This window comes from Rhodoferax sp. U2-2l (assembly GCF_020594515.1).
Taxonomy (GTDB): domain Bacteria; phylum Pseudomonadota; class Gammaproteobacteria; order Burkholderiales; family Burkholderiaceae_C; genus Rhodoferax.
Map to the genome: position 1 here is coordinate 25230 of NZ_JAJCTH010000004.1, position 19346 is coordinate 44575.

Below are 19346 nucleotides of genomic sequence, written 5' to 3' on the forward strand. Positions count from 1 at the left end.
GGCATCAAGACGGCGAATGCTGGCGCAGAAAATTGATCAGATCTTGCTGGCGGCGCATGCCGGTGGCCTGAAACAGGGCGGCCAGGTGGTCGCGGGCGGTGCGCCGGGTGATGCCCATCTTGTCGGCCGCCTCATCCAGGCTATGAAAGGTGAGCAGCAGCCCGGCCAGTTCGCGCTGACGCGGTGACAGCAGGCGGCGCTCCGGCCAGTACGTGCCGGATGCGCCCGCTGTGACGGCCTGGCCGGGGCGCGCCCTGGCCGCCGCGCTGACCAGCACAAATGGCGAGCGATCCGGTTGCTCCACGCGCCGCAAACCCACCTCCACCAAATCGTCATTCAAGTGCAGCACGGTCTGCGCCGTGGGACCAGGGCGCACTTCAGGGGGCACCAAAACCGCAAAGCCCGTGACAAAGCGCGACTGCAGTGCACGGTCACTGGCACACAGCTGACCGGCGTCCAGTTTGAACCAACGCGGATGCTTAAGTTCTGCCGCCCCGGCGGCGTTGGCATGCAACAGATGCCGGTTGACATCACACAACCACGCCGCCACCGGCAAGGCATCCAGCGCAGCGAGGTAGGTGTCCTGCAAGTAACAACGCACCGTGTGAAGCCCGTGTTCAGACGCCCCGTTGACGGGTATCACGGGGTAAGCACCCTTGCGCAAGACGCCGTCGTGGGGATGGCATCGCCGGTCCGCCCCCGGACTACAGCGTGCCGACTCGGTATTGCCCGGCGGCTGGACAGATGCCGCGCGTGCAGGAGGTCGATCAGCGTCACCCACAAATTCGTTCAACGCCTGCCAGGCCGCCCGCCAGCGCTGGGGGTCACTCACAGCGGCGTGGAGTTCGGCGGTCAAGTCATGCAAACGGGGGTTGGGCAGCATACGGTGGATGTTTTTTTGAAAAATGCGTGTGCCAGTTTAGTCTGGCCGTTTACCCGGATTTCTTGGCCTGTCAACCGCCCCACGCCCCGGCGGGCTGCGCCCGGAGCTGCAAGGCCAAGGGCTTGAGCGGACCTGGAAAATTTTCACACCATTTTTTGTCACACCACCCTGTCAACGATCCGCACCATGAAGTTGCGTCCATGCACCTGTGTTTGGGTTTTGTTGGGGGCACTGGCTGGGCTGGCGTCACCGCTGGCTGCGGCAGAGCCTCCGAGCTTGGAGATCATTGATGCGAAACACATCACGGGTATCCAACGTGTCGCCGTGGCATCGTTCGTGGTGCAGTACGTGGTGGCGCAGGAGGCCACCTCCAAGGGCGGCGCCAGTTCCGGCATCGACTTCACGGCGCAGCTGTAGCGTGGTCGCCTGCAGGAAACGACGGAAGCGATCTACCAGCAGTTCATTCAAAACGCGCAAGCCGCTGGCCTGGCGGTGGTCGCGCCGCAAGCGCTGGCCGAGTTGCCGTCGTTCAAGAAGATGGTGGAACTCAGCGCCCCCACACCGCGCGACGAAAGCACCTGGAGCCGTGGCAAGGGTGGCGGCTACAACAGTGTGATGATGACCCCGAAAGGCTTGCCGCTGGTTTTGCACGGCGACTTTGACCACCTGATGGACGGCTGGTCGTCGGTGGGGGACCCGACCCTCTCGTTTGCCGGCCGACTTAACTTGTACACAACCAACTGGGCCTATTACGACAAGGATGTGCAAAAGGACCTGGGCGCGGCCACCTTGCATGTGCGCCTGTTTGTGCCGCTGGCCGTCACCAGCACCAACACCTGGATGGCTGCCAACTGGCAACGCGACCGCTCCACCACCACCGCCGCGCTGCGCATTGGCGAGCGACTCAGCCGCTTGTCCGTGGGCCACAACGGCGGCATTGCCAAAATCACCTTGAAGACGTCGCTCTTCATGGATGGGGTGATTGGCGAAAGCAACACGCCGAAACCCGGGCCGACACTGACGGGTTTTCTGTTTGGCACGACGGACAACTCGGCCAGTTTTTCCCTGAACGTGGACAGCTATTTCAAAGAGGTGCCCGCCGCTGCCGCCAGCGTGCTGGCCGAGTTCATCCGGCCGCTGCGTTGAGGCCGTCAACCGCTGTGCGTTGGGGCAACAGCGGCGATGAAAAAGGTGTTCACGCACCGCTTGGCCGATGCCGCCAGGGTGAAGGCACCGCCCGATGGCCTTGACAAGCCGCCCTGGCTAGTTGGCAACAGGTGCCGGGTAGCTCACCCGCAGCACCTCAATCTCATCCACCCGGTCAGGCATGACCAGCTTCAACACATCGCCTTCAAACGCTTTGAGCAGGGTGCGGGCGATGGGGGAGATCCAGCTCACTTCACCCGCAGCGCTGTTGGCTTCGTCAATGCCGACGATCTTGACGCTGCGCTCCACGCCCGCGTCGTCCACATAGGTCACGGTGGCGCCAAAAAAGATCTGCGTGTGCCCATGGTGCAGCGCGGGGTCGGCCACCACGGCGATCTCCAGGCGTTTGATCAGGAAGCGGATGCGCCGGTCGATCTCGCGCAGGCGCTTTTTGCCGTACAGGTAGTCGCCGTTCTCGGAGCGGTCGCCGTTGCTGGCGGCCCAATGCACCGCATCAACGATTTTCGGGCGCTCCACCTCCACCAGTTCTTTCAGCTCGGCGCGCAGCGTGGCAAAGCCGTGCGGGGTGATGTAGTTTTTGCCGCCAGCGGGCAGCGGCGGCAGTTGCAGCTCGTCGTCATCGTCGTTGTCAGACTCTTTGGTGAATGCCTTGCTCATGGTGTGTTGCTGCCCTGCTTGATGGATGGCCCGGAATGCGCCCACAATGTGCGCATCATGACCCACGTTCTCCATCTCGATACTGTAGCTGCCTGCGCGCTGTGGCAACCGATCAACGACCAGGTGATGGGGGGCCTGTCCAGCAGTGGCTTTCGGCTGGACGCGGCGGGTTGGGCGGTGTTTGAGGGCACCGTGTCGCTGCAGAACAACGAGGGCTTTGCCTCGGTGCGCGCCAACACCCGTGCGCTGGCCCGCGCCGGTGCGGCGGGTTACCTGCTGCATGTGCTGGGTGATGGCAAGCGCTACAAATTCAACCTGCGTACCGACGACGCGCTGGATGGCCTGACGTACCAGGCCAGTTTTCAGCCGCCAGCGGGGGTGTGGACCGACATCACCGTGCTGGTGGCAGGCATGACCCCCACCTACCGCGGGCAGCTGGTGCCGCGTGCGCCGCGGCTGCAGCCCGAGCGCATCCGGCAGGTGGGCTGGATGATTGCCCATGGGCAAGCGGGTCCGTTTGCGCTGGGTATCCGATCGGTGACGGTGTTTTGACGTTCGCGCGGCGTTAGTCGAAGCCGACGCGATCGGCACCACCACGGTTGCGCAGCTCTGGCGGGCCATCAGGCAGCAAACTCACACCAGTTTTTTCAGCAACTCGGCTTTCTTGGCGTCAAATTCTGCCTGCGTCAGAATGCCTTTGGCTTGGAGCTCACCGAGTTTCTCCAGCGTGGCCATCACATCCTCAGGTCTCACACCCACCGCCGCTGCCACCGGCGCCGGGTTGCTCAGACCCTGCAGCCCGGCGGACAAGTTCTGCGCCAGTACCTGGCCCAGGGCCACGCCAGCGCCCAGGCCCATGGCGTCGCCGGCCATGCTGCCGCCACCGCCGCCTGCTGCACCTTCGGCGAATTTGGGGATGGCCTGCGCCGTCTGGTATTGCATGAACTGGGCCATGTCCTTGCCGACCATGCCCATGCCGATCTTCTGGTCCAGCACCATTTGCAGCTCTTCGGGCAGCGAGACGTTTTGTACCGTCATGCCTTCGAGCTGGAGGCCGATCTTCTCGAACTCGGGCGCCAGTTGGTGCGTCAGGGCCTGGGCAAAACTGAGCTGGTTGGCCGCCAGGTCCAGAAAGGCGATGCCGCTGCTGGCCACCGCGTTGCTGATGTTTTGCAGCACCAGGCCGCGCAACTGGCCGTCAATGTCTTGCGTGGTGTAACGCTCGCGCGTGCCCGAGATTTCGGTGTGGAACAACTTGGGGTCAACCACGCGGAAACTGTAGTTGCCAAACGCGCGCAGGCGCACCGCGCCAAAGTCGGCATCACGCAGGGTGATGGGCTGCGGCGTGCCCCATTTCTGATCCACCTGCTGGCGGGTGCTGAAAAAGTACACATCGCTCTTGAAGGGCGATTCAAACAGCTTGTCCCAATTCTTCAGGTAAGTGAGCACCGGCAGCGTCTGGGTGGTGAGCTTGTAGGTGCCGGGGCCCAACACGTCGGCGGCTTGGCCTTCGTTGACAAACAGCGCCATTTGCGATTCGCGCCGTTCTGGATTTCCATGTCCGCCATCGGGAAGCGCCAGGCCAGGGTGCCGTCGTCACCTTCGGTCCACTGAATGATGTCAATGAACTGTTTTCTGATGAAGTCCATGAGTGCCATGTGTGCTCCTGAGGTGCTGTTGCAGCGGGATGATACACAGCGCTTGTGGCCCGGGCAGGCGCTTTGGGGGCAACACGCCACCTTATCACTTCTGTTGGCGACACATGCCAACGCGGCCACAAACACGTGTGGACTGACCGGTGCTTTTGCACCCGGCCACCACCTGACCAACCATTCGCCCTACGCTGCGCGGATGAGCACCCGCCCACCCGAAGAACCGCCTGCGCCTTATGTGCCGCCCCCGTCCGAGGCGCCGCCCAAGGAGATCGTGCCGCTGGCCTGGTCAGCACCAGCGCGCTGGTTGCGCCTGGGCTGGCGTGACCTGGCGGCGCAGCCGGGCATCAGCCTGTTTTACGGCGCAGCCTTCTGGGCCATGGCGCTGGCACTGACCGCGGTGTTTCGGACCAACCCCGAATACACCATGACGCTGGTATCGGGCTGCCTGCTGGTCGGGCCGTTTCTGGCGCTGGGCCTGTACGACGCCAGCCGCCGGCGCGAGCAGGGGCTGCCACCCGACTTTGTGGCCTCGCTGACCTGTTGGAGGCATCACCTGCGCAGCTTGAGCCTGCTGGTGGGGGTGTTGATCGTGCTGGAATTGTTGTGGGGCCGCGCCTCGCTGGTGGTGATTGCAGTGTTTTTTACCACCGGCATGCCGTCGTCAGTGGGCATTGCGCAAGCGGTGTTGAACCCGCAAAACCTGGAATTCTTGATGGCCTACCTGATGGTGGGCGGCGTGTTTGCCACACTGGTGTTCGCCACCTCGGTGGTGTCGATCCCGATGATTCTGGACCGCGATACCGATGCAATTTCTGCCGGAATCACCAGCATCGAGGTGGTGCTCAACAACACCGGGGTGATGTTGTGGTGGGCCGCGCTGATCGTGGTGCTGACGGTGGTGGCGCTGCTTTTGCCGTGGTCGCTGGGCCTGTTGCTGGTGGGGCCGTTGCTGGGGCATGGCAGCTGGCACGCGTACCGGGGCGCGGTGCGCTGGCTGCCGGTCAGTTGAGCTGGGCTATGCTCGGCAGGGCCTGAGCGTGGTCACGCTGGGGCCTTGTTTCACCTGCCTACACCGATGTCCTTGTCCACGTCTGATCCCCATCCCAACGATGTTCCCACGGCCCCAGCCATGCTGCTGGCCGCTGGCCGGGGCGAACGCATGCGCCCGCTCACCGACACCTGCCCCAAGCCGCTATTGAGCGTGCAGGGCAAACCGCTGATGCAATGGCATCTGGAGGCGCTGCTGCGCGGCGGTTGCCAGCGGGCGGTTATCAACACCGCCTGGCTGGAGGACGTGATCGTTCAGCGGTTTGGGGATCGTTTTGGCCCCCAGCCATTGGCGGTTGAGGGTGAGCAGCGCTTTCATTCGGCGTCTTTGGCGTTGGTGTATTCGATGGAAGGGCGTGACTTTGGCGCGGCGCTGGAGACCGCGGGCGGCATTTGCCGGGCGCTGCCGCAGCTGTTGCCAGCGCAGGACGACCGTGCGGGTGACGTGTTCTGGGTGCTGGCCGCCGATGTGTTCACACCCGGTTTCACCTTCACCCAGGCGGCGGTGGCGCGTTTTGTGGCCAGCGGCCAGCTCGCGCACCTGTGGCTGGTGCCCAACCCGGCGCACAACCCGCGCGGCGACTTTGGCCTGGACGCGGCGAGCGGGCTGGCGCTGAATCTGCCCAAAGACGATCCGCAACCGCGCTACACCTATTCCACCATCGGTCTGTACCACCGCACCCTGTTTGCGCCACCGTGGTGCGCCATCCCAAGCGGCAACCCGCAAGGTCTGACAGCGGCACTGGCGCCACTGCTGCGCGCCGCCATGGACCAGGGCCGGGTCAGCGCCGAGCTGTATGAAGGCCCCTGGACCGATGTTGGTACACCCGAGCGGCTGGCGCAGCTCCATGCCTGAAAATCAACCCGCTGCGCCTTGCGCAGGGGCGGTCAGCAGCACAATGCTGGCTTTTGAACATCCTCTGCATCCAGGCCAACACGCTTGCATCCATTCACAGACAAACAGCCATGAGTACCCCATCTGCCCTCTACGCCCAACGCCGCGCCGCACTCGCCAAAACCATCGGCCCAGGCGGCATCGCCATCCTGCCCACCGCGCCCGAGCAGCAACGCAACCGTGACAGCGACTTCCTGTTCCGCCACGACAGTTATTTTTATTACCTGAGCGGCTTCACCGAGCCCAAGGCCTGGCTGGTGATCACCGGCGACGGCAAAACCACCCTCTTTTGCCAGCCCAAAGACCTGGAACGCGAGATCTGGGACGGGTACCGCCTGGGCCCTGAGGCGGCGCTGACGGCCCTGGGTGTCGATGCCGCGTTTTCCATAGCCGAACTGGACAAACAGTTGCCCGCCTTGCTGGACGGCAAAGACTCCGTCTGGTACCCGTTTGCCACCCACGCCGGTCTGGAGTCACGTGTGGACGGCTGGCTGGGCACACTGCGCGCGCGGGTGCGTTACGGCACCTTGTGCCCGCAGCAGCAGCGTGACCTGTGTGGCCCGCTGGATGAAATGCGCCTGATCAAGGACGCGTTTGAGCAGGACGTGATGCGCCGCGCCGCGCAGATCAGCGCAGGGGCCCACGTGCGCGCGATGCAGTTGAGCGCCCGCATGCTGCGCGCCGGGCAGGAGGTGCGCGAATACCACCTGGACGCCGAGCTGCTGCACGAATTCCGCCGCCACGGCTCGCAATACCCGGCCTATGGCTCCATCGTCGCCGCCGGGGCCAATGCCTGCGTGCTGCACTACCGCGCCGACGCGGGCCTGGTGCAGAGTGGTGACCTGGTGCTGATCGACGCGGGTTGCGAGCTGGACGGTTATGCGTCAGACATCACTCGCACCTTCCCGGCCAACGGCCAATTCACCGGCCCGCAAAAAACCCTGTACGAATTGGTACTGGCGTCCCAAGAAGCCGCCATTGCCGCCACCAAGGCCGGTGCCCGCTTCACCGACCCGCACGACGCCACCGTCAAGGTGCTCGCGCAGGGCATGCTGGACGTGGGTCTGCTCGACAAAAACACCGTCGGCACGCTGGACGATGTGATCGAAAAACGCGCCTACTTCCCCTTCTACATGCACCGCACCGGCCACTGGCTGGGCATGGACGTGCACGACTGCGGCGCCTACACCGAACCCAGCGAGATCGGTCAGACCAGCGAACGCAAAGACGCACTCACTGGTGAAGTCATCAAGAACCGCCCGGCGCGCATCTTGCGCAGCGGCATGGTGTTGACGATTGAGCCGGGCATCTACGTGCGCCCGGCGCCCGGCGTGCCCGAGCACTTTCACAACATCGGCATCCGCATCGAAGACGACGCCATCGTGACCAACACCGGCTGTGAGCTGATCACGCGCGGTGTGCCGGTGAGCGTGGCCGAGATTGAAGCGCTGATGCGATAAGCACCCGGCCAGCCGCACCGCCACGGTTTAGCCACCCGGGGCGGCGTTTCCCTACCAAGCCCATCCCTACCATGTCACAGTCTGCACCCCACGGCACCCCTGCCCAGCGGCCAACACCCGAGCAAATCAACGCGTTTTTCACCCAGCATGGTGTGACCGATGTGGAGTGCATCTTTGCCGATATCTCCGGCTTCCCGCGTGGCAAGCTGATGCCTGCCGGGCGGTTTGCCGAAGGGGCCGAGCTGCGCATCTGCCAGGCAATTCCGATGCAGGCGGTGACTGGCGAGTATTCGTACAACCCGGTGTTCCCCGACAGTGACCCCGACGTGCGCCTGGTGCCCGACTACGCCACCCTCACGCTGGCACCCTGGGCCAGCCAGCCGCGCGCCGTGGTCGTGCATGACTGTGTGGAACTGAGCGGTGAGCTGTGCACCTTTGCGCCGCGCAGCACCCTTCAACGTGTGCTGGCCGACTACACCGCGCTGGGCTTGACGCCCGTGGTGGCGCCAGAGATCGAGTTTTACCTGACCGCTGCCAACGCCGACCCGGCACAGCCGCTGGCGCCACCCACCGTGCGCGGTGGCCGGACCGAGGTGGGCCAAAGCGCCTTCAGCCTGAACATGCTCAACGAGCTGGCCCCCTTCTGGGACGAGTTCCGCGCCGCGCTGGTCACCCTGCACATCGACGCCGACACCTGGATCCATGAGGTCGGCCCGACGCAGTACGAGATCAACCTGATGCACGGCAACGCGGTCGCGGTGGCCGACCAGGCGTTTCTATTCAAGTACGCCGCACGCGAAATCGCCCTGAAACATGGCCTGAACGCCGTCTTCATGGCCAAACCCATCGCGGGCAGCGCGGGCAGTTCGATGCATTTGCACACCAGTCTGGTGGATGCGCACGGTGCCAACGTGTTCAGCCTGCCCGATGGCGCCGAGAGCCCCTTGTTTGGCCAGTTCATCGCCGGACTGCAAACCTATGGCCCGGAACTGATGCTGATGTTGGCGCCCAACGTGAATTCGTTCCGGCGCTACGTGGCGGGCAGCCAGGCGCCCACCAACATGGCCTGGGGGTATGACAACCGCACGACCGGTCTGCGCATTCCGGCCAGCCACCCAGCGGCGCGGCGGGTGGAAAACCGCATCGCCGGGGCCGATGCCAACCCGTACCTGGCCATCGCCGCCACGCTGGCGGCCGGGTTGGCGGGCATCCGCGAACAATTGCAGCCCTCCAGACCGTTGGCCAGCAACGGCTACGACGAGGCCCATGGCCTGCCGCGCAACCTGGAACTTGCCCTGGCAAACATGCAGCACAGCACACTTGCCAGACAGGTGTTTGGTGATGACTTTGTGACCGGGTATTGCGCCGTCAAAGCCATGGAGAACAACCATTACCTGAATGAAGTCAGCGCCTGGGAGCGGCGCTTTTTGCTGCCACAGGTGTAACCACGGCTGGGCACTTTGGGGGAATTTGTGCTTCATGCCAGGCTGATTCAGCCAGCGTGTTGAGACGTTACGTCTACTTACAAGCGGCCCCAACCCCCACCCTAGAATGCGCGCATGAACACACTAACACGCTCGTTGGCCACCTTTTTGACCGTCGCCGTGCTGTCCAGCACCGCCGCGGCAACGGATGTGGGCGTCTCTGTCAACATCTCCCAACCTGGGTTTTATGGCCGCATCGACATTGGCCGGGCACCGCAACCCGTGTTGATTTACACCCAGCCGGTGATCATTGAACATCGGGCGATGCCGGTCATGCGCCAACCGATTTACCTGCGGGTGCCGCCGGGGCACGAAAAAAACTGGGCCAAACATTGCCGCAAATACAGCGCCTGCGGCCAGCCGGTGTACTTCGTGCAGGACAGCTGGTACCGTGAGGTGTATGCGCCGCGTTACTACGGTGAGCCGCCATACCGTGGCGAGCCGCCACGTCGGGCAGATCAGCGGGAAGATCGCCGTGATGACCGCCGTGACAACGGCCGCCATGGCCACAAGAAAGACAAAGAGAATCGCGGCAACAACTGATCAGCGGGTCGCTGGCACCGCGGCTGGCGGTGCTGCCGGCTACAGCGTGCCGGTGAGCTTGAAACGCTCGGTGGCTGCCACCAAGGCGCTGGCAATGCCGGGCTCCGATGCGGCGTGCCCGGCGTCATCGACAATCTGGTAACTGGCATTTGGCCAGGCTTGGCGCAATTGCCAGGCCGTGCGGGGTGGGCACACCACGTCGTAGCGGCCCTGGATGATGACCGCCGGCAGATGCGCAATGCGCGCCATGCCGTCGATCAACTGGCCTTCTGACAAAAACATTTTGTTACTAAAGTAATGGGCCCCCAGGCGCCCGACGCCCAGCGCGACACACGCCGTGCTGAACATTCTGGCCACTTCCGGGCGAGGCAGCAAATGCAGGCAATTGGCTTCGTAACGGCTCCAGGCTTGTGCTGCACGCAAGCTCACCACCGGATCGTCACCAAACAGGCGTTTCATGTAAGCCTCCAGCAGGTCGCCGCGCTCTTCCTCGGGGATCTGGCTGACAAACTTGGCATGTTCGTCCGGGAAAAACAGCGGCATGCCCTGTAGAAACCAGTCGATCTCGGCCTGTGTGCCCAAAAAAATGCCGCGCAAAATGAACCCGGTGCAGCGCTGCGGGTGCGCCTGCCCGTAAGCCAAGGCCAGCGTGGAACCCCAGGAGCCGCCAAAAATAAGCCAGTCTTCAATGCCCATCATCTCGCGCAGGCGCTCGATGTCGTCAATCAGCAGCTGGGTGCTGTTCTGACGCGCTTCACCCAGTGGGGTGGATTGGCCCGAACCGCGCTGGTCAAACAACACGATGCGGTAGTGGGACGGGTCAAAAAACTGGCGGTGGCTGGGTGCCGTGCCAGCCCCCGGGCCACCATGCAAAAACAGCACCGGCACACCCTGCGGGTTGCCGCTTTCTTCCCAATACAGCGTGTGCAAGTCGTCCACCTCCAGCCGACCACTGCGGTAGGGCTTCAGGGGCGGGAAGATGCCACTGGGAACGTAGGAGTCAATCTTGTTATCGCGCACTTGGTGTGTCTGGTTGGTTTGAAAAGTGAGGTTGTCTGTTGGGAATCCAACACTTGCCCCGATTGTCGTGGACTTCGCCAAAAAAATGAAACACCGCTGTTACAGCGGACAGGGTGTGGCAAGCCCTCGCCCGGTGGGCCAACGACCGATCACACCGCCCATCCGTGTTGCAGACGGATGCACTTGCGTGACCGGTGGGGTGGCCTCGGGACCATGGACGCGCGGGCCTACAATTTGTGCCCTTTCACCTCATCAAGCGTGCCGCTCCAAGCCGCGTGATGGCCGACGGAGATCTGCATGCCCCACAACTCGCCCGAAGAAAAGCGTGTCCAACTGCGCCGTGCTGCGCTTGACTACCACCAGTTGCCCACGCCCGGCAAGATCGCCATCGCTGCCACCAAACAGCTCACCAACCAGCACGACCTGGCGCTGGCCTATTCCCCCGGCGTGGCCGCACCCTGCGAAGAAATCGTCAAGGACCCCAACAACGTTTTTAAGTACACCAGCCGCGGCAACCTGGTGGCGGTGATCACCAATGGCACGGCGGTGCTGGGTCTGGGTGACATTGGCCCGCTGGCGGCCAAGCCGGTGATGGAAGGCAAGGGCGTGCTGTTCAAGAAGTTCGCTGGCATCGACGTGTTTGACATCGAAATCAACGAAAAACACGACCTCGACAAGCTGGTCGACATCATCGCGTCGCTGGAGCCGACTTTTGGAGGCATCAATCTGGAAGACATCAAGGCGCCCGACTGCTTCTATGTCGAGCGCAAGCTGCGCGAGCGTATGAAGATCCCGGTGTTCCACGATGACCAGCACGGCACCGCGATCTGCGTTGGTGCGGCGATTCTGAACGGACTCAAAGTGGCGGGCAAAGACCCGGCGCAGGTCAAACTGGTCACCTCAGGCGCAGGTGCCGCCGCACTGGCCTGTCTGGGGCTGCTGGTCAAGTTGGGTATTGCGCGTGAGAACATCTATGTCACCGACTTGGCGGGTGTGGTGTATCAAGGCCGCACCGAGCTGATGGACGACGACAAGGCCTTTTTTGCACAAAACACAGCGGCCCGCACCTTGGGTGAGGTGATTGAAGGCGCCGATGTGTTTCTGGGCTTGTCCGCTGGCGGCGTGCTCAAAGCCGACATGGTGCGCAAGATGGCGGCACGCCCGCTGGTGTTTGCGCTGGCCAACCCAACGCCCGAAATCCTGCCCGAAGAGGTGAAAGCGGTGCGGGATGACGCCATCATCGCCACCGGCCGCTCCGATTACCCCAACCAGGTCAACAACGTCCTGTGTTTCCCGTACATCTTCCGCGGCACACTCGATGCGGGTGCCTCCACCATCACCATCGAGATGGAAATTGCGGCGGTACACGCGATTGCCGAACTCGCGCAGGCCGAGCAAAGTGAGGTGGTGGCCGCCGCTTATGCCGGCGAAAAGCTCGCTTTTGGCCCCGAATACCTGATTCCCAAACCGTTTGACCACCGGTTGATGATGAAAATCGCCCCGGCAGTCGCCCAGGCGGCGTTTGACAGCGGCGTGGCCACGCGCCCGATCCAGGACATGGCGGCCTACCGCCAGCAGCTGCAAAGTTTTGTGTATGCCTCGGGCACGGTGATGAAACCCATCTTCACCGCCGCCAAAAAGGGCCTCAAAAAACGTGTGGTCTATTCCGAGGGCGAGGACGAACGCGTGCTGCGGGCCTGCCAGATCGTGGTGGACGAAGGCCTGGCGCTGCCGACCCTGATCGGTCGCCCGGCCATGATTGCACAGCGCATCGAGAAATTTGGCCTGCGCCTGCGTGAAGGAACTGATTACGCCGTGGTCAATGTGGAAAGAGACCACCGTTACCGTGATTTCTGGCAAACCTACCACCGCATGACCGAGCGCAAGGGGGTGACCGAACAGATGGCCAAGATCGACATGCGCCGCCGTTTGAGCCTGATTGCGTGCATGTTGTTACACAAAGGCGACGTGGACGGCATGATTTGCGGCACCTGGGGCAGTTTGTCCTTGCATCTGCAGTTCATTGACCAGGTGCTGGGCAAACGTGTTGGCGTGAACACCTACGCCTGCATGAACGGCCTGCTGCTGCCAGACCGCCAGATCTTTCTGGTCGACACCCACATCAACTACGACCCCAGCGCGGCCCAACTGGCTGAAATCACCACCATGGCGGCCGAGGAAATGAAGCGTTTTGGCATCACCCCTAAAGCAGCCTTGTTGTCGCACTCTAATTTTGGGAGCAGCAACCAGCCCACGGCCGTCAAAATGCGTGACACACTGGATTTGTTGCGCGCCAACACCCCGTGGCTCGATGTGGACGGTGAAATGCATGGTGATCTGGCCCTGGACGGCAAGTCGCGTGCGTCCTTGATGCCCAACAGCACATTGACAGGTGATGCCAACCTGCTGGTGTTGCCCAATCTGGACGCCGCCAATATCTCCTACAACCTGCTGAAAACCGCCGCGGGTGGCAACATCGCCATTGGGCCCGTGTTGCTGGGTGCCGCCAAACCGGTGCATGTGTTGACCCCCAGCACCACCGTGCGGCGCATCGTCAACATGACCGCGCTGACCGTGGCGGACGCCAACGTCGTCCGTTAGCGACTGGAGCACAAAAGTGGGTTGAGCACCTGAACGGCGCCTCAATCCCACACGGCTGTTGCCTATTGTTTGAGCAATAGCTTGCATTTTTCTTGCAAATCGCGGACACTCGCGTCCTTACAGATTCGGGTTTACCCGGGGGTTGAGAAGGAAAGCCAGTACATGTCGCGATTTAAAAACTTTAAGTTGGTGCTCACTGGCTTATTTTTAACCGCGGTATTGGCGATCAGCCCGGCGCAAGCCAGGGCACCCGCGCCGACCGATATCCAGGCCACCATCCGGGTGACTGAATTGCCCCGACAGGGTGAACGAATCTACGCCCTGATCCATCAGGGCGGTCCGTTTGCAAGTGAAAAAGATGGCACGGTGTTCGGCAATCGGGAGCGGTTGCTGCCACTTTACAAGCGGGGGTTTTATCGGGAATACACCGTCCCGACCCCAGGTCTGAGACACCGGGGAACCCGGCGAATTGTGTGCGGCGGGCCGCCTACCAAGCCCGACGTTTGTTACTACACCGCCGACCACTATGCGAGTTTTCGCAAGATCGTGCCGTGAAGCTGAATTGTTACTTTGAACAGAAGAGAGAAGATGAATATGTTACTTGACCAGGCAGCCCTCAAGCCATCGGCCGCGCTAGCCGATGTGCCCCTGCGAGGTGTGCGTCCCAACATTGTCCAGTCGATCCGGGCGTTTCGTGTGCCGGACCTCCAGGCCGCAGCGCAGGGATTAGGCCATCATTTTCTGTACGCCAACCTGGCCAGCGCCCAAAGCAAACAGGATGTGCTGGACCTGATCAGCCAGCAGTTCATGCTGACCGTTCAAGTTGGAAAGAATTTTGACTCTTTGTACGACAGTATGACCGACCCGGTGCACAAGTCGGGCCCGCAGCCCGGCTTCATCGCGGTGCTGGAGCACATTCCTGCCAACGCCAAGTTTGACAAGGAAGCGCGCGAGCAACTGCTGGACATCTTCCGCGACACCGCTGACTATTGGGGGGACCGAAAGATACCCTTCAGGTGCTTCTATTCTTTTCTGTAGCCCGTTCTGCACACACTAGCCAAGCAGACCGGGCCAACGAGGCTAACAGCAACAACGGCGCCGCCCTCCCGGGTGGAGAGGCCATTGAAGTTCACACCGAAACCGGCGAGAAGATGCCCACTGACAAGTTGTTGGACATTTCGCCCCAGGCGTTGCGCATGAGCAGCCCTTTCAACGCCGGGTATTGGATGGCCAGCTAAGGTGCAGGCGCGTCCTCTCCCAAAAAAGCCCGCCGCTGCGGGCTTTTTTTCGTCTCAACGTTGACCGACTGACAGCGCCAGGGCGATGTACTCGTCCACCGGCACCTCTTCGGCGCGGCGCTGCACATTGAACTCGCCCGCATAGTTCTTGCCTTGCAGCCATTGGCCCAAGGTATGGCGCAGCAGTTTGCGGCGCTGGCTGAACGCTACTTGCACCAACTCACTGAGCAGGTCCACGTTCACTGCCGCCGGGTTGTCACGCGGCACCATGCGCACCACGGCGCTGTCGACACGCGGGGGTGGCTCGAAACTCTCTGGCGGCACCAGCAACACGTTCTCCATGGCGTAGCGCCACTGCAGCATGACGCTCAGGCGCCCATAAGCCGCCGTGGCCGGGCGCGCCACCATGCGGTCGATCACCTCTTTTTGCAGCATGAAATGCTGGTCTTCAATGACCGCGACATGCTGCAGCAGATGAAACAGGATCGGCGTGGAGATGTTGTAAGGCAGGTTGCCGACCACTCTGATTTTTGAAGCAGACAGCCCTTGCGCCACCTCCGCAAAGTCCACTTTGAGCACATCGGATTCGATCACCTTGAGCTGGCCGTGGGCGCGCAGGCGCTGGGCCAGGTCACGGTCCAGCTCAATCACCGTGAGGGTGCCGAGCCGCTCCACCAGCGGCTGCGTCAGCGCCGCCAGGCCGGGCCCGATCTCGACCATGGCCTGGCCGGGTTTCGGGTTGATCGCCTCCACGATGGCATCGATGATGCCGCCGTCAGTCAGGAAATGCTGACCAAACCGCTTGCGCGCAATGTGTTTCATAGGTGATGGGGCCGCGGCGCCGGGTCAGGCTTCAAAGCGGCGGTTCTCGCAGTTCGACATAGGCGCGGGCGCGCACGTCCTGCGCCCAGGTCAGGTAGGCCTCGTCGAGTTTTTTCTCGCGCAGCATGGCACGCACCGCCTCTCGCTGCTGCTCGGGTGTCAGGCTGGCCTTGCGGCGCTCCAGCAATTGGATCAGGTGCAGACCAAAACGCGACAGCAGCGGGTCACTCACCTCGCCGGGTGCGAGGCGGTTCATGGTGGCCTCGAACTCAGGCACAAACATGCCCGGGCTGGCCCAGCCCAGGTCACCCCCTTGCGCGGCGCTCCCGTCTTGCGAGTTGTCGCGGGCCAGGGTGGCAAAGTCCGCCTGGTTGGCCACCACCTGCTTTTTGAACTCGGTCAACTTGCGCCGGGCCTCGGCTTCGCTGAGCTTCGCACCGGGCACCAGCAAAATATGCCGGGCGCGGCTTTGCGTGACCGCCAGGGTGGGCAGGCCAGGGCGAACTTTCTCCACCACTTTCAAGATGTGAAAACCGGCCGGCGAGCGCACCAGTTCAGCCACGTCACCGACCGACAGCGCCGTGGTGGCCTGCACAAACAGCTCCGGGTAACGGGTGGTGCTGCGCAGGCCCAGCTGGCCGCCGCTGCCCAGATCGGTGGCATCCGAAAACTCACGCACCAGCGCGGCAAAGTCATCCCCTTTGCGGGCGCGTTCCAGCGCGCGCTGGGCGCGCAGCTTGAGCGCGTCCACCTGCTGCTCGGAGGCACTTTCAGGCACGGCCACCAGAATCTGTGCCAGGTTGATCTGGGTGTCACCGGTGGTATCCAGGGCTTGTTGTTCCCGCAAAAATTGGTCAATGTCCTGCTCACTCACCCGCACCCGGCCTTCGACATCGCGCTCACGCAGGCGCTGCAACAGGATCTGGTCACTCAACTGGGCGCGAAACTGGCTCACCGACATGCCATCGCGCACGACGCGCCGCCGCAGCTCGGCCACGTCAAACTGGTTTTGCACCGCAATGGTTTGTTCGGCCTGGTCGATGGCGGACTCTTCCACCCGCAAACCGGTGTCGCGCGCCAATTGCAACTGGGCCTTGCGGTTGATCAGGCCCTCCAGCACCGCGGGCAGCAGCTCCCGGGCGTCGGGCGGCGCGCGGCGCTGCTGCACCAGTTGCTGGTACTCGCGTTGCGCCTCACGCCGCACCTCCATGTTGGTGACCGGCTCCGAGTTCACCACCGCCACGATGTAGTCGGCCTGCGTCGATGCAGGTGCGACCGGCGGCGCCAACACCGGCGCGGCGGGCACGCGCAAACCCTGCGCATGGACTTGCCAGCTGGCAGCGAGCGCCAGCACGGTCATGGTGAAAGTTCTCAGGCGATGGGTCATGGTGGGTCAATCGTAATTACTGAAACGGCTGGGATCTTCCGCAGGCGGACGCAAGATCTGGTAGCCGGGAACATTGTCTCTGAGGGTCTTGAGCGGGTTCACCCCCAGGCGCGAGAAGCCGACCAGCTCCAGCTGGAACATGATGCTTTGGGTGGCGCTGGCGGTGCTGGTTTGCACGCGCTCCAGCACAATGCGCCCCAGCCAGCAGCCCGCGTCGTATTCAAAGCCCAGCACGGTGTTGACCATCTGGGCCTCGTTGAGGCTGTAGTTCAGGCGCCCGACGCTGTACCAGCGGCCCGCGCCCGGGTCCATGGCGTCTTGGCTGCGACCCCGCCACAGGTCGCTCAGTGGCCATTGCCAGCCCAGGTCGATCTGCTCGCTGCTGTCTCGCTGGAAACGGTAGGCCGCCGTCACGGTGCGGTAGCTGCCTGGCCGGTAACTGGCGCCCAGCGTGGAGCGCACCGTGCGCGAAATGTCGGGGTTGTACTGGACAGTGCCGTTGACGTTCCATTGCGGATGCCAGTTGACCGAGCCGCCCAGCAACACGTCGCTGATGCGGTCGGTTAACGGAGCACCACCAGGCAGGGTCACCCGCTGGTCGTCAAACAGCACCCGCTGGGCGACACCAAAACGCGCGGCTTCGGCGCCGGTGTCGGGGTCCAGCAGGCGGCTGGTCACACCCAGGGTGACCAAGTGGCTGTCGGAGATGCGGTCATGGCCAACGAAGGCGTTTTCGGTGTAGACGGTGGAGATGTTGAAATCGTTGGCGCCCGAGTCGTAATTGGGCAGCGAGTTCTGGTCGCGGTAGGGTGTGTGCACGTAAAACGCGCGGGGTTCCAGCGTCTGGCTCAGATTGCGGCCAAAAAACTGGGTGTCGCGTTCAAACACCAGGCCACCGTCCAGGCTGAAGGTGGGCACCACACGGCTGACTTGGGTGGCACCGTTGCGCAACGGCGCATCAAACTGGTACTGGGTGGCGTGCAGCTGCAACTTGGGGGTGATGAAGCCCTCGGGCGCACGCCAGGTGCGGCTCGCCTGCAGCATGGAAAACATCCGCTGGCCATTGACCTGATTGGTCAGTGCGCTATCCGAATGAAACTGGGTGTAGTCCACATCGGCCGACAGGTTCAGTCCCGCCTCGGAGGTGCTGGCGTAACGCGTGGCAATTTGCGGCATGCGGTCATAGGGTGGCACGATCGGCGCGGTCGGGTCTTGCAGGGTTTGCCACTTGAGCGTGCGCACCATGCTGCTGAACGGGCCATTGGTCCAGGACAGCTGGGCATCGTTGGCCAGCAGGCGCTGGGTGAGCAGGGTGTTGGCAGCAAACAACGCGGTGTCGGTCGCGGACAGCTGTGTGACCGATCCGCCAGCGCGGGAGAAATCGCGCCAGTAGTTGTCGTCACTGACGCGGTTCAGGCTCAGGTTCAGGGCGAAGCCGTTGTCGGTCCAGCCGCTGTCGATGCTGCCTTGATGGGTGGCATTCACGCTCCAGCGATCGGCGTCGCGCAATTTGTCGGACGACATCCAATCCAACTGTGTGGTGCCCGAGTAATCAGGCTCCAGGTAGCGGAACTCGGCGCCCAGGTTCAGCCCGCGTTTGCTCATCAGCGTGGGGGTGAAGGTGGCATCCCGGTTGGGCGCGATGTTCCAGTAATAGGGCACCGCCACTTCAACCCCATTGACGTTGTCCAGCCCCAGGGTGGGTGGCAGCACGCCGGACTTGCGCTGCCCGCTGAGTGGGAAGCTGAGGTACGGAATCGGCAGCAGCGGCACGCCCTGGAAGCTGAGCAAGGCGCCCTCGGCGGTGCCGACGTCTTCGGCATTGTCCATGCTGAGCTGGGTGGCTTTCAAAATCCAGGCGGGCATCCAGTCCGGGCCGCCCTGGCGCTTGCAGGTGGTGAAGGTGGCGTTGTGGATGACGGCGCGCTGCTCGTCCAGAAAATCCACCCGGTCGGCCTGGCCATGGGCATCGTTTTTCAGGAAATGGTAGGTGGGCTGGTTGAAAAAACCTTCAAACGCATCCACCCGCAGCTCCAGCAGCGGGCCTTCATAGACGTTGCCCGCGCGGTTCACCCGCACCTGGCCGGTGGCACGGGCGAGGTCGGTGGACTGGTTGTACTCGAGCCGGTTGGCGCGAACCACCATGTCACCCTTGCGCAACATGGCGTGGCCCTGCACCACGGTTTCCAGGTCGGTGCGGCCGGTGATGGTGTCACCCGAGACAAAAATGGGCAGCACACTGCGGGTGAGCGGGCTGATGGATTCCTCCAGCATCTGGCTGTTGCGCAACTGCAGCAGCTCCGGCGTTGCCGCCCCCTGCGCCAAGGCCAGCGCGGGCGCCAGCAGACCCGACGTCAACGTCAGGCGCAGCCCCGGCCACCGGACAGGCACCGCCCCAACCAGAAGGTCAAGCTTCAAGAAAACCATGGAACGCAGGCAAGGTGGGCCATCAAAGCAGGGTGGTGGGCAGGCTAAATCGGGTCAGTA

The 19346-nt window shown here is 62.9% G+C and carries 17 protein-coding genes and 1 pseudogene; 11 read left to right on the forward strand and 7 right to left on the reverse strand.

The genetic code is table 11. The features are described from left to right. Positions 1 to 4: 4 nt before the first annotated feature. A complete protein-coding gene (locus LHU53_RS04690; RefSeq protein ID WP_227330928.1) occupies positions 5 to 883 on the reverse strand; it encodes a hypothetical protein in 879 nt (292 codons plus the stop codon). 186 nt (positions 884 to 1069) lie between these two features. Here LHU53_RS04690 and LHU53_RS04695 point away from each other — a divergent pair, with 186 nt between their 5' ends. Continuing rightward, positions 1070 to 1300, forward strand: a complete 231-nt coding sequence (locus tag LHU53_RS04695) for a hypothetical protein (RefSeq protein WP_227330929.1) — start codon at positions 1070 to 1072, stop codon at positions 1298 to 1300. Positions 1301 to 1375: 75 nt separating this feature from the next. Further along, the gene (locus LHU53_RS04700; protein ID WP_227330930.1) at positions 1376 to 2029 is read left to right on the forward strand and encodes a hypothetical protein; all 654 of its coding nucleotides are present in this window, start codon (positions 1376 to 1378) and stop codon (positions 2027 to 2029) included. A gap of 117 nt (positions 2030 to 2146) precedes the next feature. On the opposite strand, the gene greB is transcribed toward LHU53_RS04700, so the two are convergent. Continuing rightward, on the reverse strand, positions 2147 to 2707 hold the full coding sequence (gene greB, locus LHU53_RS04705) for a transcription elongation factor GreB (RefSeq protein ID WP_227330931.1): 561 nt from the start codon (positions 2705 to 2707) through the stop codon (positions 2147 to 2149). A gap of 57 nt (positions 2708 to 2764) precedes the next feature. Here greB and LHU53_RS04710 point away from each other — a divergent pair, with 57 nt between their 5' ends. Further along, positions 2765 to 3259, forward strand: a complete 495-nt coding sequence (locus tag LHU53_RS04710) for a CIA30 family protein (RefSeq protein ID WP_227330932.1) — start codon at positions 2765 to 2767, stop codon at positions 3257 to 3259. 81 nt (positions 3260 to 3340) lie between these two features. Here LHU53_RS04710 and LHU53_RS04715 read toward each other — a convergent pair. Further along, positions 3341 to 4365, reverse strand: a pseudogene (locus LHU53_RS04715) (SPFH domain-containing protein). A 193-nt stretch (positions 4366 to 4558) separates the two neighbouring features. On the opposite strand from LHU53_RS04715, the gene LHU53_RS04720 reads away from it, so the two are divergent. From LHU53_RS04720 to LHU53_RS04740, 5 genes are all read left to right on the forward strand, one after another. Further along, on the forward strand, positions 4559 to 5371 hold the full coding sequence (locus LHU53_RS04720) for a DUF2189 domain-containing protein (RefSeq protein ID WP_227330933.1): 813 nt from the start codon (positions 4559 to 4561) through the stop codon (positions 5369 to 5371). Positions 5372 to 5437: 66 nt separating this feature from the next. Further along, entirely contained in the window at positions 5438 to 6265 is an 828-nt protein-coding gene (locus LHU53_RS04725) for a nucleotidyltransferase family protein (protein WP_227330934.1), read from the forward strand. A gap of 110 nt (positions 6266 to 6375) precedes the next feature. After that, entirely contained in the window at positions 6376 to 7764 is a 1389-nt protein-coding gene (locus LHU53_RS04730; protein ID WP_227330935.1) for an aminopeptidase P N-terminal domain-containing protein, read from the forward strand. A 71-nt stretch (positions 7765 to 7835) separates the two neighbouring features. Then, positions 7836 to 9209, forward strand: a complete 1374-nt coding sequence (locus LHU53_RS04735) for a glutamine synthetase family protein (protein WP_227330936.1) — start codon at positions 7836 to 7838, stop codon at positions 9207 to 9209. 114 nt (positions 9210 to 9323) lie between these two features. Further along, the gene (locus tag LHU53_RS04740; protein ID WP_227330937.1) at positions 9324 to 9791 is read left to right on the forward strand and encodes a hypothetical protein; all 468 of its coding nucleotides are present in this window, start codon (positions 9324 to 9326) and stop codon (positions 9789 to 9791) included. A 39-nt stretch (positions 9792 to 9830) separates the two neighbouring features. Here LHU53_RS04740 and pip read toward each other — a convergent pair whose 3' ends face one another. After that, positions 9831 to 10811, reverse strand: coding sequence for a prolyl aminopeptidase (gene pip / locus LHU53_RS04745; RefSeq protein WP_227330938.1), 981 nt, complete (start codon positions 10809 to 10811; stop codon positions 9831 to 9833). A 297-nt stretch (positions 10812 to 11108) separates the two neighbouring features. Here pip and LHU53_RS04750 point away from each other — a divergent pair, with 297 nt between their 5' ends. The 3 genes from LHU53_RS04750 (at position 11109) to LHU53_RS04760 (ending at position 14450) form a co-directional block, all read left to right on the forward strand. Continuing rightward, the gene (locus LHU53_RS04750) at positions 11109 to 13412 is read left to right on the forward strand and encodes an NADP-dependent malic enzyme (RefSeq protein WP_227330939.1); all 2304 of its coding nucleotides are present in this window, start codon (positions 11109 to 11111) and stop codon (positions 13410 to 13412) included. Between the two features lie 162 nt (positions 13413 to 13574). Beyond that, complete coding sequence (locus LHU53_RS04755) at positions 13575 to 13967, forward strand: ribonuclease domain-containing protein (RefSeq protein WP_227330940.1); 393 nt, start codon at positions 13575 to 13577, stop codon at positions 13965 to 13967. A 33-nt stretch (positions 13968 to 14000) separates the two neighbouring features. After that, the gene (locus LHU53_RS04760) at positions 14001 to 14450 is read left to right on the forward strand and encodes a barstar family protein (protein ID WP_227330941.1); all 450 of its coding nucleotides are present in this window, start codon (positions 14001 to 14003) and stop codon (positions 14448 to 14450) included. Between the two features lie 254 nt (positions 14451 to 14704). Here LHU53_RS04760 and rsmA read toward each other — a convergent pair whose 3' ends face one another. The 3 genes from rsmA to LHU53_RS04775 are packed head-to-tail and all read right to left on the reverse strand — an operon-like array spanning position 14705 to position 19286. Further along, complete coding sequence (rsmA, locus tag LHU53_RS04765) at positions 14705 to 15472, reverse strand: 16S rRNA (adenine(1518)-N(6)/adenine(1519)-N(6))-dimethyltransferase RsmA (RefSeq protein ID WP_227330942.1); 768 nt, start codon at positions 15470 to 15472, stop codon at positions 14705 to 14707. A 31-nt stretch (positions 15473 to 15503) separates the two neighbouring features. Further along, complete coding sequence (locus LHU53_RS04770) at positions 15504 to 16859, reverse strand: peptidylprolyl isomerase (RefSeq protein WP_227330943.1); 1356 nt, start codon at positions 16857 to 16859, stop codon at positions 15504 to 15506. Positions 16860 to 16865: 6 nt separating this feature from the next. After that, on the reverse strand, positions 16866 to 19286 hold the full coding sequence (locus tag LHU53_RS04775) for an LPS-assembly protein LptD (RefSeq protein ID WP_370632223.1): 2421 nt from the start codon (positions 19284 to 19286) through the stop codon (positions 16866 to 16868). Positions 19287 to 19346 lie beyond the last annotated feature (60 nt).